Annotated in this window: 15 protein-coding genes; 3 read left to right on the forward strand and 12 right to left on the reverse strand. The window is 65.3% G+C overall.

Translation table 11 applies throughout. The features are described 5' to 3' along the window. Positions 1–88: 88 nt before the first annotated feature. Genes N2603_RS33535 through N2603_RS33560 form a run of 6 tightly spaced genes read right to left on the reverse strand, consistent with a single transcriptional unit; the run spans position 89 to position 7,065 of the window. Positions 89–496 (reverse strand): ribulose bisphosphate carboxylase small subunit, encoded by a 408-nt coding sequence (locus tag N2603_RS33535; RefSeq protein WP_260385495.1) that lies wholly within the window; start codon positions 494–496, stop codon positions 89–91. A 12-nt stretch (positions 497–508) separates the two neighbouring features. Then, a complete protein-coding gene (locus N2603_RS33540; protein WP_260385496.1) occupies positions 509–1,969 on the reverse strand; it encodes a form I ribulose bisphosphate carboxylase large subunit in 1,461 nt (486 codons plus the stop codon). A 36-nt stretch (positions 1,970–2,005) separates the two neighbouring features. Then, entirely contained in the window at positions 2,006–3,091 is a 1,086-nt protein-coding gene (gene fba / locus N2603_RS33545; RefSeq protein WP_260385497.1) for a class II fructose-bisphosphate aldolase, read from the reverse strand. A gap of 12 nt (positions 3,092–3,103) precedes the next feature. Further along, positions 3,104–5,122, reverse strand: coding sequence for a transketolase (tkt, locus tag N2603_RS33550; RefSeq protein WP_260385498.1), 2,019 nt, complete (start codon positions 5,120–5,122; stop codon positions 3,104–3,106). A 16-nt stretch (positions 5,123–5,138) separates the two neighbouring features. Continuing rightward, on the reverse strand, positions 5,139–6,014 hold the full coding sequence (locus N2603_RS33555; protein ID WP_211401688.1) for a phosphoribulokinase: 876 nt from the start codon (positions 6,012–6,014) through the stop codon (positions 5,139–5,141). Positions 6,015–6,027: 13 nt separating this feature from the next. Beyond that, positions 6,028–7,065, reverse strand: coding sequence for a class 1 fructose-bisphosphatase (locus N2603_RS33560; RefSeq protein WP_260385499.1), 1,038 nt, complete (start codon positions 7,063–7,065; stop codon positions 6,028–6,030). A gap of 120 nt (positions 7,066–7,185) precedes the next feature. Here N2603_RS33560 and N2603_RS33565 point away from each other — a divergent pair, with 120 nt between their 5' ends. Next, positions 7,186–8,163 carry a LysR family transcriptional regulator gene (locus N2603_RS33565; RefSeq protein WP_260385500.1) on the forward strand — a complete coding sequence of 326 codons (978 nt, stop codon included), beginning with the start codon at positions 7,186–7,188 and terminating at the stop codon, positions 8,161–8,163. Between the two features lie 242 nt (positions 8,164–8,405). Here the strand turns inward: N2603_RS33565 and N2603_RS33570 are convergent, their stop codons facing one another. The 5 genes from N2603_RS33570 to N2603_RS33590 all read right to left on the reverse strand — a co-directional run bounded on the left by N2603_RS33570 (position 8,406) and on the right by N2603_RS33590 (position 12,711). Then, the gene (locus N2603_RS33570) at positions 8,406–8,615 is read right to left on the reverse strand and encodes a hypothetical protein (RefSeq protein WP_018648741.1); all 210 of its coding nucleotides are present in this window, start codon (positions 8,613–8,615) and stop codon (positions 8,406–8,408) included. A gap of 138 nt (positions 8,616–8,753) precedes the next feature. Further along, positions 8,754–9,173: a hypothetical protein gene (locus tag N2603_RS33575; protein ID WP_026312966.1), complete on the reverse strand. Its 420-nt coding sequence runs from the start codon at positions 9,171–9,173 to the stop codon at positions 8,754–8,756. 162 nt (positions 9,174–9,335) lie between these two features. Beyond that, positions 9,336–10,529: an MFS transporter gene (locus tag N2603_RS33580; protein WP_260385501.1), complete on the reverse strand. Its 1,194-nt coding sequence runs from the start codon at positions 10,527–10,529 to the stop codon at positions 9,336–9,338. Positions 10,530–10,581: 52 nt separating this feature from the next. Then, positions 10,582–11,202: a TetR/AcrR family transcriptional regulator gene (locus N2603_RS33585; RefSeq protein WP_425248936.1), complete on the reverse strand. Its 621-nt coding sequence runs from the start codon at positions 11,200–11,202 to the stop codon at positions 10,582–10,584. 555 nt (positions 11,203–11,757) lie between these two features. Next, the gene (locus N2603_RS33590; RefSeq protein WP_260385503.1) at positions 11,758–12,711 is read right to left on the reverse strand and encodes an N-carbamoyl-D-amino-acid hydrolase; all 954 of its coding nucleotides are present in this window, start codon (positions 12,709–12,711) and stop codon (positions 11,758–11,760) included. 235 nt (positions 12,712–12,946) lie between these two features. Here N2603_RS33590 and N2603_RS33595 point away from each other — a divergent pair, with 235 nt between their 5' ends. Continuing rightward, a complete protein-coding gene (locus tag N2603_RS33595) occupies positions 12,947–13,171 on the forward strand; it encodes a hypothetical protein (RefSeq protein ID WP_018648745.1) in 225 nt (74 codons plus the stop codon). A gap of 203 nt (positions 13,172–13,374) precedes the next feature. Then, the gene (locus N2603_RS33600; protein ID WP_260385504.1) at positions 13,375–13,701 is read left to right on the forward strand and encodes a hypothetical protein; all 327 of its coding nucleotides are present in this window, start codon (positions 13,375–13,377) and stop codon (positions 13,699–13,701) included. Positions 13,702–13,735: 34 nt separating this feature from the next. On the opposite strand, the gene N2603_RS33605 is transcribed toward N2603_RS33600, so the two are convergent. After that, positions 13,736–15,007 (reverse strand): MFS transporter, encoded by a 1,272-nt coding sequence (locus N2603_RS33605; RefSeq protein WP_260424320.1) that lies wholly within the window; start codon positions 15,005–15,007, stop codon positions 13,736–13,738. Between the last annotated feature and the right edge of the window lie 188 nt (positions 15,008–15,195).

Here is a 15,195-nt window from a genome sequence, read left to right on the forward strand (position 1 = left end):
ATAAAAGGGCTTCGCCGCGAGGGGAGCGGCGAAGCAGTGGTCCGCCAAGGAAACGGAGCAGGGAGTGCTCCGCGCGGAGGGAGAATGGCTATTGCGCGGCGTGGGCGGCGGGCTTCCGCACCGTGGTGTAGCGGATCGCGCGACCGCCAACTTCCTGCCGCACCAACTCGAATTCCGCTTCCTGCGGCGGCCGGTTGACGAGGAAGGAGATCCGCACCGATTCCCAGCCATGACTGGAATCGAAGCCGCTGATACGGATATAGCGGTCGCCATACACCCGGCGGCACTCGGCGAGCTCCATCATCACGCCGGCGGCGTCCTGGAGGTCGAACATAGGCAGGCCCCACATCTCCCAATAGGTGTTGCGGGGATGCGGGTCGTCGGTGAACTCGATGTTCACCGCCCAGCCGTTGCTGAGGCAATACTGCACCTGCTTGGTGATCTGGTCGTCGGTCAGATCGGGCAGGAACGAGAAGCAGCCCTGGGTTAGTTTCATTGTCAAAACTCCTCAGACGGTTTCCAGCGCCGTCGGCACGAAGTCCGGCGTGTCCGTGGATTGGTAGTTGAAGGTGACGTCCTTCCAGACATCGAGCGCGGACTTCAGCGGTGTGCAGGTTTGCGCTGCCTTCGCCAGGATCTCCGGACCTTCGTGGACGTAGTCGCGGCCCTCGTTGCGGGCGAGGATCATCGCTTCCAGCGCCACACGATTGGCGATCGCACCGGCCGCGATCCCCATGGGATGGCCGATGGTGCCGCCGCCGAACTGCAGCACGACGTCCTCTCCTAACAGATCGAGCAACTGATGCATCTGGCCGGCATGGATGCCGCCGGAGGCGACCGGCATCATCTTGTTCAGGCTCGCCCAGGACTGGTCGAAGAAGATGCCGTGCTCGAGCCTGGTCGGATTGAACTCCTCGCGGCAGACATCGTAATAGCCGCGCGTGGTGTTGGGATCGCCTTCGAGCTTGCCGACCACCGTGCCGGCATGGATGTGGTCGACGCCGGCAAGCCGCATCCATTTGGCGATGACGCGGAACGACACGCCGTGGCTCTTCTGCCGCGTATAGGTCGAGTGACCGGCGCGATGCAGATGCAGGATCATGTCGTTGCGCCGCGCCCATTTGGCCATGGACTGAATCGCGGTGTAGCCGATCACGAGGTCGATCATGACGATGCACGATCCGAGCTCTTTCGCGAACTCCGCGCGCTCGTACATGTCCTCCATCGTCCCCGCGGTGACGTTCAGGTAGGTGCCCTTCACCTCGCCGGAAGCGGCCTGCGCGCGGTTCACCGCCTCCATGCAATAGAGGAAGCGATCACGCCAATGCATGAAGGGCTGCGAGTTGATGTTCTCGTCGTCCTTGGTGAAGTCGAGCCCGCCCTTGAGCGCCTCGTAGACCACGCGGCCGTAGTTGCGGCCGGACAGACCGAGCTTGGGCTTCACCGTTGCGCCCAGCAGCGGCCGGCCGAACTTGTCGAGCCGCTCGCGTTCGACCACGATGCCGGTCGCCGGTCCCTGGAACGTCTTCACATAGGCGACGGGAAAGCGCATGTCCTCGAGGCGCAGCGCCTTCAGCGGCTTGAAGCCGAACACGTTGCCGATGATCGAGGCCGAAAGGTTGGCGATCGAACCTGGCTCGAACAGGTCGAGATCATAGGCGATGTAGGCGAAGTACGAGCCTGGCGTGCCCGGCACCGGATCGACGCGATAGCATTTTGCGCGATACTTTTCCGCGGCTGTCAGGCGGTCTGTCCAGACCACCGTCCAGGTCGCGGTCGAGGATTCGCCCGCGACGGCGGCTGACGCCTCGATCGGGTCGACGCCCTCCTGCGGCGTGACGCGGAACAGCGCGATGACGTCGGTGTCCTTTGGCGTGTAGTCAGGCTCCCAATAGCCCATGCGCTTGTACTCCATCACGCCGGAGCGATAGCGTTCCTTGCCGCGGACTGTGCCTGCATGTGCGTTCATGTCTCTCTCCTGCTCTTTTCTCTGCTCTCTGATTGATTAGGCTGCTACGGACTCGCGGGCGTCGACGCGTGGATCGAGCTCGCCGGCGCGATAGCGGCGCGCCATCTCGCTCATCGGGACCACCTTGATCTTGCTGGCGTGGCCTGCGGTGCCGAACTGCTCGAACCGTTCCCGGCACAGCTCGCGCATCGCATCCATCGCCGGCTTGAGGAATTTGCGCGGATCGAACTCCGAGCGTGATTGCGCGGCGACTTTCCGGAACACCGCGGTCATCGCCAGCCGGCAGTCAGTGTCGATATTGACCTTGCGCACGCCACTCTTGATGCCGCGGACGATTTCTTCCACCGGTACGCCCCAGGTCTGCGGCATCTCGCCGCCGAACTGGTTGAACATGTCCTGGAGTGGCTGCGGCACCGAGGAGGAGCCGTGCATGACGAGATGCGTATTCGGCAGCCGGCGATGGATCTCCTCGACCACCCGCATCGCCAGGATGTCGCCATCAGGCTTGCGGCTGAACTTGTAGGCGCCGTGCGAGGTGCCCATCGCGATCGCCAGCGCGTCGACTTTCGTTGCGCGAACGAAATCGACGGCCTGATCGGGATCGGTCAACAGCTGGTCGTGGCTGACCTTGCCCTCGACGCCATGACCATCCTCCTGTTCGCCGCCGCCATGCTCCAGCGAGCCAAGCACGCCGAGCTCGCCTTCGACGGAGGCCCCGACCCAATGGGCGAGATCGACGACGCGGCGCGTGATCGCGACGTTGTAGTCATAGTCAGCCGCGGTCTTGGCGTCGGCCTTGAGCGAGCCGTCCATCATGACCGACGTGAAACCGTGGGCGATGGCCGAGGCGCAGGTCGCCTCGTCATTGCCGTGGTCCTGGTGCATGCAGAGCGGGATGTCCGGATAGGTCCGCTCCAGCGCGTCGATCATGTGCGAGAGCATGAGATCGCCGGCATAGCTGCGCGCGCCGCGCGAGGCCTGGATGATGACGGGCGCGTCGACCTCGGCCGCCGCCTGCATGATCGCGATGCCCTGCTCCATGTTGTTGATGTTGAACGCCGGCACGGCGTAACCGTGGTTCGCGGCGTGATCGAGCAGTTGGCGAAGGGTGATACGGGCCAAGGGTCGTCCTCCTTATTGGCTCTTGCGGGCGATCGCCCGGCGGGCCGCTTCCGCAGTGCTTTGCGGTGTGATGCCGAATTCGCGGTACAGCACCGGCGCCGGCGCCGAGGCGCCGAAACCGCGCATGCCGACGAATTCACCGTCGGCGCCGATCCAGCGATGCCAATCGCCGGCCACGGCTGCCTCGATGCCGACGCGCGGCGCAGTGCCGAGCACGCAGGCGCGGTAATCCTCGGGCTGCTCCTCGAACAGCGCAAAGCACGGCGCCGAGACCACGGCCGCGCGGATGTGTTCGGTCGCCAGCAGACGCGCAGCTTCCAGGGCGATCGATACTTCCGAGCCGGTCGCTATCAGCGTCACGTCGCGGCCGCCGTCAGGCGAAACGATGAGATAGGCGCCACGTGCGACGCGATTCCTGCCGCGAACGTCGCTGCGGAAGGTCGGCAGCGCCTGCCGCGACAGGCACAGCACCGAGGGGCGATCTTCCGCTTCGAGCGCGCAGTCCCAGGCCTCCAGCGTTTCGACTGCGTCGGCCGGGCGAAACACCAGCAGGTTGGGAATGACCCGCAGCGCCGCGAGATGCTCGACCGGCTGATGCGTCGGGCCATCCTCGCCGAGGCCGATGGAGTCGTGGGTCATCACATGGATGACGCGCAGCCGCATCAGGGCCGCAAGGCGGATCGCGGGCCGGCTGTAATCGGAGAACGCGAGGAACGTGCCGCCATAGGGGATGAAGCCGCCATGCAGCGCGAGGCCGTTCATCGCCGCAGCCATGCCGTGCTCGCGAATGCCGTAATGGATGTAGTCGCCGGCAAACGCACCACTCTTGACCGGGGCCTGCGCTTTGACATGCGTCAGGTTCGAATGGGTCAGGTCCGCGGAGCCGCCGACCAGGCCGGGAATCGTTCCGGCGATGCCGTCGAGCACCTGTTGCGAGGCCTGCCGCGTCGCAAGCTTCGGCCGCTCGCTTGCAAAGCGTTCGCGCAATTTCGCCGCGGCCAGTGCATAGGCGGCCGGCAGCGCGACGGCCTTGCCCTCGACGAACAGGTCACGCTGCTCTGGCGTCGCGTCTTCGTAGCGATCGAGCCAGGCGAGCCGATCGACCTGCCCGCGCTGCCCGATCATCCGCCAGGCCTTCTGGATCGTGACAGGCACCACGAAGGGCTGATAGTCCCAGCCAAGCGTGCGGCGCGCCGCGGTCGTCTGCTCGGTGCCGAGCGGCGCGCCGTGCGCCTTCTCGGTGCCCTGCCGATCAGGCGCGCCATAGCCGATGATGGTGCGGCAGGCGATCAACGACGGCTTTGCGGTCTCCCGCTCCTCCGCAATCGCCTGCGCAACGGCCTCGGGATCATGCCCGTCGACGCGGCGCACCGACCAGCCGGAGGCAGCGAAACGCGCGAGCTGATCGTCCGACGTTGCAAGCGAGGTGGGACCGTCGATGGAGATGCCGTTGTCATCGAACAGCACGATCAGCCGGCCGAGTCCGAGATGGCCTGCAAGCGAGATCGCCTCCTGGCTGATGCCCTCCATCAGGCAGCCATCGCCCGCGATGACATAGGTGTAGTGATCGACGAGCCCGTCGCCATGCCGCGCATTGGCCATGCGTTCGGCGAGCGCCATGCCGACCGCGGTCGCGATCCCCTGCCCCAGCGGTCCCGTCGTGGTCTCGACGCCCGGCGTGTGGCCGTATTCGGGATGGCCCGGCGTCTTCGAGCCCCATTGGCGGAACGCCTTGATGTCGTCGATGCTGACATCGCCACCGGTCAGGTGCAGCAGTGCATAAAGCAGCATCGAGCCGTGGCCGGCCGAGAGGACAAAACGGTCGCGGTCCGGCCAGTTCGGATGCGCCGAGTCGAACTTGAGGAAGCGCGAGAACAGCACGGTTGCGACATCGGCCATGCCCATGGGCAGGCCGGGATGGCCCGACTGCGAGGTCTCGATGGCGTCGACCGCGAGGAAGCGGACGGCATTGGCGAGATCGTTGTGCGTAACCGCCGTGAGGTCGGCTTCGGCGTGGACGGAGATGTTCATCGGATTTTCTCCTCGTTCACTTCAGGCTGCGCTTGCGCTCGATCAGCTGCATGATCAGCGGCGTCAGGATGAGCTGCATCGCCAGATCGAGCTTCGCGCCGGGGCACACGATCGAATTGGCGCGCGACATCCAGCTCTGCGGCAACATCGACAGCAGATAGGGGAAGTCGATGCCGCGCGGGTTCTTGAAGCGGATCACGACCATCGATTCATCCGGCGTCGGGATCCAGCGCGCGATGAACGGGTTGGAGGTGTCCACCGTCGGCACGCGCTGGAAGTTGATGTCGGTCTCGGTGAATTGCGGGCAGATGTAATGGATGTAGTCGGGCATCCGCCGCAGGATGGTGTCGGTGACGGCCTCGGTCGAATAGCCCCGCGCGCTGCGGTCGCGGTGCAGCTTCTGGATCCATTCGAGATTGATGACCGGCACGACGCCGATCTTGAGATCGGCATAGCGCGCGACGTTGACCTTGTCGGTGACGACGGCGCCGTGCAGACCCTCATAGAACAGCAGGTCGGAGTTCTCCGGCAGCTGCTTCCAGTCGGTGAAGGTGCCGGGCGCGGCGCCATGCAGCGCCGATTCCTCGGCGTCGTGGACGTAGTGCCGCGTCACCGCGGTGCCGGTCTCGCCGTAGTCGCGGAAGGCACGTTCCAGCTCCTCGAACAGATTGGTCTCGGGGCTGAAATGGCTGAAGTGCTTGTTGCCGCGCTCGGCCTCCTTCGCCATCTGCGTGCGCATCTCGGCGCGGTCATAGCGGTGGAAGGCGTCGCCCTCGATGTAGGCGGCGTTGACCTTCTCGCGGAAGAAGATCTGCTCGAACGTCTTCTTGACCGAGGTGGTGCCGGCACCGGAGGAGCCGGTGATCGAGATGATCGGGTGCTTCCTGGACATGCGTTCACCTCGCTCAGAGTCGGAAGAATCCGCGCCGCGCGAACAGCGGCGCCGAGACGCTGGCAACCAGCAGCGGATCGCAATGCAGTTCCTCGACGCGCCGCACCTCGTTGCTCGAGCCCATGATCAGCGGCACACGCTGGTGCAGGCTCTGCGCGGAGAGGTCGAGGATGCGCTCGCGCCCGGTCGAGGCCGAGCCGCCGGCCTGCTCGATGATCATCGCCATCGGGTGTGCCTCGTAGGTGAGGCGCAGGCGGCCGTCGCCATAGCCGGGCCGCGCATCGGAGGGATAGAGGAACACGCCGCCGCGGGTGAGGATGCGGTAGGCTTCCGCGACCAGCGAGCCGATCCAGCGCATGTTGAAATTATGGTTGGCGGGCCCCTCGACGCCGGCAAGGCATTCGTCGATGAAGGCGCGCACCGGCGAGTCCCAGTGACGGCGATTCGACATGTTGATCGCGAACTCCTCGCAGGCCTCGGAGATCTGCACGGCGCTGCGCGCGAGGCGGAAGCAGCCCGCCTTGCGGTCGAGCGTGAAGATGTCGACGCCATCGCCGAGCGTCAGCACCAGCGAGGTCTGCGGCCCGTAGGTGACGAAGCCGGCCGCGAGCTGCGCCGAGCCGCGCTGATGGAAGGCGAGCGTGAGATCATCAGGTGCAGGCAGGATCGAGAAGATCGTGCCGACGGTCATGTTGATGTCGATGTTGGAGGAGCCGTCGAGCGGATCAATCGCGACGCAGATGCGGCCGTCGCGGTCGCCGATCTGCGGCTCGCGCATCTCCTCCGACGCCAGCGCCGCGACCGGCAGCCTGCCGAGGCAGCGGCGCAGGATCGCATCGGCCTGCACGTCGAGATCACGCTGGACGTCGCCGTCGCTGTTGCGGCCCGTCGTCAGGCCCGATGCGTCCGCGAGATCGCCGGTGGCGATGAGGTCGGCGATCTCGATCGCCGCCGCCGCGATGGCATCGACCGCGGCCGCCACGGCCAGCGCGTGCGGTGCGGTCTCTGAATACCGTTGAAGGTGGTCGTCCAGCCTGAGTTGCCCGGTCATCTGCGTCCATCCCCTGGGCCGGCGCCGCATCCATTGCCCTCCACGCTGGAGGTCGGTGCGGTCAGTCCCGGCATCAGGAGATTGACAGGGGCGGCTTAATAAGGAAAATTTCTATTCATAATGAGCGCCAAAGAATTTTCTTATAATGGCTCCGGCCATGCGGCAGCCCAGCTCCGGCATCTGACGATCCGGCAGCTTCGCTCGCTCGCGGCATTGTCGGCCAAGGGCAGCGTGACGGCGGCCTCCGGCCATCTCGGGCTGACGCAGCCCGCCGTGACCCAGCAGCTGCGGCAGCTTCAGGACCTCGCCGGCCTGCCGCTGGTGCAGCGGACCGGCGACGGCATGCTGCTGACCGAGGCGGGCAAGGAGGTGCTGGCGCTGGCCGAGCGGGTCGAAGCCGCGATCATGGATTGCCAGGGCGCGCTCGACCTGCTGGCGGGGCGGACCGGCGGCACGGTGCAGCTCGGCGCGGTCTCGACCGCGAAATATTTCGTGCCGCATGCCATCGCGGCGTTCTCGAAGCGGCATCCCAAGATCGAGATCAAGCTCACCATCGGCAATCGCGAGGAGATCCGCGAGGCCATGCACGGCTACGACCTCGATTTCGCGGTGATGGGTAGGCCACCGGCCGACGTCAGCGTCGACGTCCGTCAGCTCGGACGCAATCCGCACGTCATCGTCGCGCGCAAGGGGCACTGGCTGGAGAAGGATTCCGGCCTCAGCCTGACCGACCTCGTGCACGAGACCTTCCTCACCCGCGAGCCCGGCTCGGGCACGCGGACGCTGATGGAGGGCATGTTCCAGAGGTCGGACCTCGAGCCGATCATCGGCATGGAGATGAGCAGCAACGAGACCATCAAGCAGGCGGTGATCGCCGGGCTCGGCATCGCCTTCATCTCGGCCCACACGGTCGCGCATGAGCTCGCCGAGGGCCGGCTCATCGTGCTCGATGTCGCCGGACTGCCGATCGTCCGCCAGTGGTACGTGATCCGCCGCAGCGACAAGGTGCTGCTGCCGCCGGCGCAGGCTATGTTCGATTTTCTTGGTTCCGAAGGGTCGAACTATCTGCCCGTCGTGCCCGAGCTTGGCGGGCCGTAGCCCGCCGATGGCTATGCCATCAGCTTCATCGCGATCGTCGCCGCCAGAATGACGATGATCTGCAGCAGGCGCTCTGTGGTGAAGATGCGGTTGAATGTGGTCATCGCTCGCCCCCGCCCTCCCTAGAGGAGATCTCGATCGGGATGTTGCTAGCACAAGCGGGCATCGAGACAACTCCGTGGTCGCCCCGGGTCGCCCGCCCCCAGCCGGGCCGATCGCGCCCCGTCCTGCGCGGTGAACGATCAGGCCGCAAGCGGAGCGGCGTAGTCGATGCGCGCGGCGAAATAGGCTTCCAGCTCCGACAGCGCCCGTGCCTCCCACTCCCTCGCCTGCTCCAGCAGCGACCAGCTCTGGCCCGGGCGGAATGCGGCGGTCTGGCGATAGAGCGATGCGATGCCGCGATAGCGGCGCACGTTCTCCAAGATGGCGTGTCCGTTGATCTGGCCGTTCATGTCCAAAAACTCCCTCGTCATTCCCGGGGGAGAAATTGCGGCCAAATCTTTTTCGAAAAGTTAGCGGCGCCCGGCAAGCTCGCGCATGGTTGCCGGACTGTTGCGCGTGCGCAACGTACCCGCTCTCGCAACGCCGATTTATTGCGAATTCGTTGCCGCGCTCTTGCCCGAAGGCTTCAGCCCGCCGCGGCTGTTGATCATCATCGTCTTGCGACAGAGATCGGCAAGGCCGATCAGGAGCACGGCGAGCAGGCAGAACAGGTTGATGGAATCGGCATTCGCGCTGGTCAGGGGGGTGAACTCGAAGAACGGCGGTATGAACGCCCACCACACCAGCGGAATGGTGAGCAGCGCGGCGAATGTCGCCGCCGGCACGCCCGCGACGAGCGCGAGCACGAACAGGCTGGGCACGAACGCGGCGAAATAGAGCTTTGCGCCGAGCGCGACGCAGATGCCCTGAAGCAGGGCCGACGCTGCGACCACGACGAGTCCCAGCAGAAACGCCTGCCACGACCATGACCGTACCCGCGGTACGCCAAACAGCCCCGCACGCCTCATCAGCCTCCCCCTGCCGCCCGTTAACCAGGTCCGATTGCGACGAAAGTACTACAACTGCAACCCATCCGCGAGATGGAAATTGCGGCACACACGGCATGGCAGGGCCGCATGTCCGCGGCTTGGTAAACACCGGCATCGCACAATGTCCGTCCCGGCCGGCCGCTACTCGGTGGCCGCATAGAGCAGGCCCGCGACAGGCAGAGCGAGGCCAATGGCCGATGCGAGCGGCCAGCCGCCTTGCGCGAAGGCCCAGGCGCCGACCGCGGAGCCGGCAGCGCCGGCCGCGAAGAACGTCGCCATATAGAGGCCGTTGAGGCGGCTGCGATGCTCGTGCCCGAGCGCGAAGATGGCGCGGAAACCGAGCACGACGTTGCCCTGCACGCCGATATCGATGGCAATCGCGGCCACGACCAGGCCAGCGAGGTTCAGCATCGAGCCGGGCGCGCCGATATAGGTCGCGAGGAAGCCCGCGGCCGCGAGCAGCATCGCAACCAGCGTCGCGATGCGGCTATGGCCGCGATCGGCGAGCCGGCCCGCGATGGGAGCTGCGAACACCCCGGCGACGCCGGCAAGCGCGAACAGTGCAATGCCGGTCTGGGTAAAGCCGAACGCGCCGGCAAGTTGCAGCGGCGCGACCGTCCAGAACAGGGTGAAGCAGCCGAACAGGCTGGCCTGGTAGAGCGCGCGGCGCCGGAGCAGCGGCGTGTGCAGGGCGAGGTGCGGCATCGACAGCAGCAGCGTGCCGTAATGCATGCGCACGACCGGCTTGCGCTTCGGCAGCGTCATCCACAGCACGGTGGCGAGCACGATCATAAGGGCGGCGGAGGCGAAGAACACCGCATGCCAGGACGAGGCCGCGGTGACGAAGCTCGACACCGGACGCGCCAACATGATGCCGAGCATCAGGCCGGTCGAGACGTTGCCGACGACGCGGCCGCGGATGGCCTCGGGCGCGAGATGCGCGGCATAGGGAATGATGATCTGCACCGCGACCGAGCCGAGGCCGATGAACAGCGCCGCGATCAGGAAGGGCAGCGCATGGATCGAAAACGCGGCGGCGAGCAGCGCCGCGGCGCCGAGCATGATGACCGAGCAGATCAGCGCGCGGTTCTCGACGAGATCGCCGAGCGGCACGATGAAGAGCAGCCCCACGCCATAGCCGATCTGGGTCATGGTCACGATCAGCCCCGCCGCCGCATGCGACAGGCCGAGCGCGGCGCTGATCGGGGCGATCAGCGGCTGCGCATAATAGATGTTGGCGGCGATCATGCCACAGGCCGCGGCAAGCACGAAGGTCAGGCGCTGCGACACTGCATCCGGCTCGGGCGCGGTCTCGATCGTGGCATTCATCGTCATTTACGTGGGTCTCCGATAATCGGGAACAATCATTCCCTAATAGGATCTGAATTCAGGCAAGCAGCTTCATCGCGACGCCGACGAGGCGGGGCCCGTCGAGCGGCAGGCGCGCCTTGCCGACGACGCGCATGCCCTGCGTGATGCAGATCATCAGCCGCGCGGTGTCGCCGGCATCGACATGGCCCGGAATCGAGCCGTCGGCCTGGCCCTCGTGGATGAGGCAGGCGATGAAATCTTCATTAGTCTTGAGCTGGGCCTCGACGCGTGCCCGGATCGCCGGATCGACCGCCGACAATTCCACCGCGCTTCCGACCACGAGGCAGCCGCGCCGCCCCTCGATGCCCTGGGAATGTTCGACATAGGATAGGAGCACGTTGCGCAGCCGCTCGCGGCCATTCTCCCCGCGCGCCGCGGCGCTGCGGGTCTGCTCCTGGCGCAAGCCGGTGTAACGCTCGAAGGCGGCGAGGAACACGGCATGCTTGTCGCGAAACGCCTTGTAGACGCTGCCGGTGGCAAGCCGCATCGCCGAGGTGAGATCGCCGATCGAGGTGGCGTGATAGCCGCGCTCGCGAAACACCCGAAGGGCGCGGTCGAGCGCGGTATCCATGTCGAACTCCCGGGGACGACCTGGCGGACGGACGCTGGCTTGCGATCGGCGGACGGCTTTTTGCATTGCGGCATAATAGGGAATGATCGTTTCCGAATAAAGACACGTGGTTGTGATTGGGTAGAAGTACGGAGCGGCCGGTTTGCAGCCTGGGAACCGCCAACCCCGTCGCCCTGAGGCGCGACTGATGAGGCGCGGAGCGCCCCATCAGGAGCCTCGAAGGATGAGCGGCCGAGATACAGCCGGGCCGTCGCCCTTCGAGGCTTGCTCCACGGCGCGTGCGCCGCGGAGCGCGCACCTCAGAGTGACGGTCATAGAGTGCACTCACTGGTTCATCGTCATTGCGAGCGCAGCGAAGCAATCCAGAATCTCTCCGCGGAAAGACTCTGGATTGCTTCGCTGCGCTCGCAATGACGGAGTGTGTGGCAACGGCTTCGTCCTCGAAATACCGCCGTCATTCCCCGCGAAGGCGGGGAATCCAGTACGCCGTGGCCTTTCGGGTAGGCCACAACTGTCTCGGCGTACTGGATCGCCCGGTCAAGCCGGGCGATGACAGTGCCAAATGCCGGGCGAGCGGCCCCGGATTTCGCTGCGCTCATCCGGGCTACAAGAGAGAGCGCATCACCCCTTCACCGGCGTCCCGTCCGCCATGGTCGTCACGCCCTTGCGCTCCACGATCATCCCGTAGGCCCGCGGCTGGCGATGAACGTCGAAATTGAACGTGGTGCGCTTGTAAGAATTGCAGAGATCGAGATCGCAGCGGGCGAGCGCGAGCTCGTCACCCTTGGTCGTGCAGCGCGCGATGATCTCGCCCGAGGGCGCGATGATGCAGCTGCCGCCGATGTGGTCGACGCCCTCCTCGACCCCGGCCTTGGCGACGCCGACCACGAAGGTGCCGTTCTGGTAGGCGCCGGACTGCATCACCAGGTGATTGTGGAACAGCGAGAGGTCGTCATGCTCCGGCGCGGGCGGATTGTGTACCGGCGTGTTGTAGCCGATCATCACCATCTCGACGCCCTGCAGGCCCATCACGCGATAGGTCTCGCTCCAGCGGCGGTCGTTGCAGATCGCCATTCCCATCATACCGCCGAATGCACCGACGACGCCAAAGCCGCTGCCGGGCTCGAAATAGCGCTTCTCCAGATGCTGGAATTCGCGCCACGGCTCGTGCTCGGCATGGCCGGGCAAATGGACCTTGCGGTACTTCGCGACGATCGCGCCGCTCTTGTCGACGAGAATGGAGGTGTTGTAGCGCCTGACGATACCGGCCTCTGCCGTCAGCTCGGCATAGCCGAGGTAGAATCCGATGCCGAGCTCACTGGCGAGATCGAACAGGGCTCGCGTCTCCGGCCCCGGCATCTCGCGCTCGAAAAAGCTGTCGATCTCGGCCTGATCCTCGAAATACCAGCGCGGAAAGAAGGTGGTCAGCGCGAGCTCGGGATAGACGATCAGGTCGCAGCCATTGGCCTTTGCCTGGCGCATCAACGCGATCAGCCGCGCCACCACCTCCGTCCTGGTCTCGGCTCGCGCAATCGGGCCGAGTTGGCCGGCCGCCACATTCACAAATCTCGCCACACGTCTGTCCTTCGTTCTTTCGGACGTGCGCTGCCCGCGCCGTCGTGCCCGCACACATGCAGATTCCGCGCCTGCGACGCGCGCCGCGCAAGAGCAAGTCGGCCCGGCCGACCAATCGAGGAACTTCCGTTGCCAATCTGCAACGGTTCCCCACCGTCTGAAGCCCGACAAAAGAAACTCCCATTGCGGCCACGAACCGCTCTCACAACGCCGTGAGACGATCAGGGGAATAACGATGCGCGCACAACGCGTTTGGAAAGTGAATGGGGCCGCCAGCATCGGGCAGCTCCAATCCAGGCTGGACGACCTCAACAAGCGTCTCAGCCAGCTCGAAAACCAGAATCCGGAGAATTGGAAGCTCGAAGAGCTGAGATCGAGCGCGCTCAGCCTGTCGCGCGAGATCGACGACATCCGCTGCGCAGAGGCGACGGCGGCGCTGAGCGAACTGCTGCGGAAGTAGGCGGCCTGGCGATTCGCGCGTTGCGCAGGGAACCAACCTTGCTCGCCGTCATTTCCATGCTGAGCATGGAGCAAGATCATGACCAGGCACCTGACGCGAGCCCATCTCGCGCGCGGCGTGGCCGGCGCGGTATCCACGCTGATCCTGTGCGCGACGGCGGCCTTCACCATCGCGCGCCACTTCGCGCTGTGAGGGATGATCACATGACGTCGGACCCCGAGGAGTCGGTAAGGCTGCAGGGTTTCGGCGAGATGACGTTGCGCACCGCGATCGCGACGCTGATGTCGCTCGGCCCGCGCGAGCGATCGGAAGCCGCCATCTTCCGCATCCGCGACGGCGTCCAGCTCGCGCAAAGCGAGATCGCTGAGCTCGCATCACACTGGGACATCCCGCCGATGCCCGAAGTCAGGTCGCCAAGACTCGTCCCGGAGCAGCACTGGACGGACATCGTGCGCGGCATGGTGCGCGAGGCACCACTGCCGTCGCTGATGGTGGCATTCCTGCTGGGCGTGCTGGTGGCGCGGCGATGAGGACGTCCACACCGCCGGCACCAGCGCCTAGGCCCTATTCGTGGCGATCCATTGCGGACATGGTCTTGGTGTCACGCATGGTCAGATAGACCAGCAGCGACACCGCGATGCAGCCGGTCAGATACCAGTAGAACCAGCTTTCGTGACCGATGGACTTGAACCAGAGCGCAATCGATTCCGCGGTGCCGCCGAAGATCGAGACGGTCAGCGCATAGGGCACCCCGACGCCGGTCGCCCGCACGCTGGTCGGAAACAATTCGGCTTTCACCACCGCATTGATCGCCGTGTAGCCCGACACGATCATCCAGGCCGCGGCGATGAGGAGGAAGGCCGAGAACGCATCATGCGTCGTCTGGAGCGTCGTCAACAGCGGAATGGTGAACAGCGTGCCAGACACGCCGAATCCGATCAGGAGCCATTTCCGCCCGATGCGGTCGGAGATCGCGCCGTAGATCGGCTGGAGCATCATCGCGAAGACGAGGCTTCCTGCCGTCACCATGGTGGTCTGGTCGTCCGTCAGCTTCACCGAGAGGCGAAGGAATTTCTGCATATAGGTGGTGTAGGTGTAGAAGGCCGCCGTGCCGCCCATGGTCAGTCCCACCACCAGCATCAGCTCGCGCGGATAGTTCAGCAGCATACGGATCGAGCTGGATTTCTTGACCGTCGCCTGGCTGCTCTTGAAGGCATCGGTCTCATGAAGGTTGCTGCGCATCAGCGCGGCGACGACCGCGAGCACGGCGCCGAACGCAAACGGCACGCGCCAGCCCCAGGCGCGGATCTCCTCGGTCGAGAGAAACACCTTCTGCAGCAGGAGCAGCACGAGGATGGCGCAGAGCTGACCGCCGATCAGCGTCACATACTGGAAGCTGGAATAGAAGCCGCGATTCTTCTCGTCCGCGACCTCGCTGAGATAGGTGGCGCTGGTGCCGTACTCGCCGCCGAGGCTCAGGCCCTGCAGGACGCGCGCAAGGCCGAGGATGACGGGAGCGGCCAGCCCGATCGACGCGTAGGTCGGCGTCACCGCGATGATCAGCGACCCGAAGCACATCATCACGACGGACAGCGTCAGCGCGTTGCGCCGCCCGTAGCGATCGGCGAGATGGCCGAACAGCCAGCCGCCGAGGGGACGCACCAGGAAGCCCGCCGCAAACAGCAGGGCCGCGTTGAGCTGTTGCACCACTTCATCGCCGTCTGGAAAAAACGCCTTGGCGAAATAGAGCGAAAACGCCGCATAGGCGTAGAAATCGTACCACTCGACGAGATTGCCGACGGAGCCGACGAAGATCGCCCGCAGCCGGCGCTTCATGTCGAGGCTATCCGCGCGCGTCTCCGTGACGGGTGCGCCGATGGTTTGAATTGAGGCTTCCTGTGAACTCACGACGTCCTCCGCAGATTTATTGGAAAACCGGATGGTTTCGGCGCTCCTTCAGCAACGGCTGTGCCAATCGCGAGCGGCGCGCGGAAACGCGGAGAATTGCCGGGAATTGCGCAGAT

Origin of the sequence: Bradyrhizobium huanghuaihaiense (genome assembly GCF_025200885.1) — a bacterium.
Lineage (GTDB): Bacteria > Pseudomonadota > Alphaproteobacteria > Rhizobiales > Xanthobacteraceae > Bradyrhizobium > Bradyrhizobium huanghuaihaiense.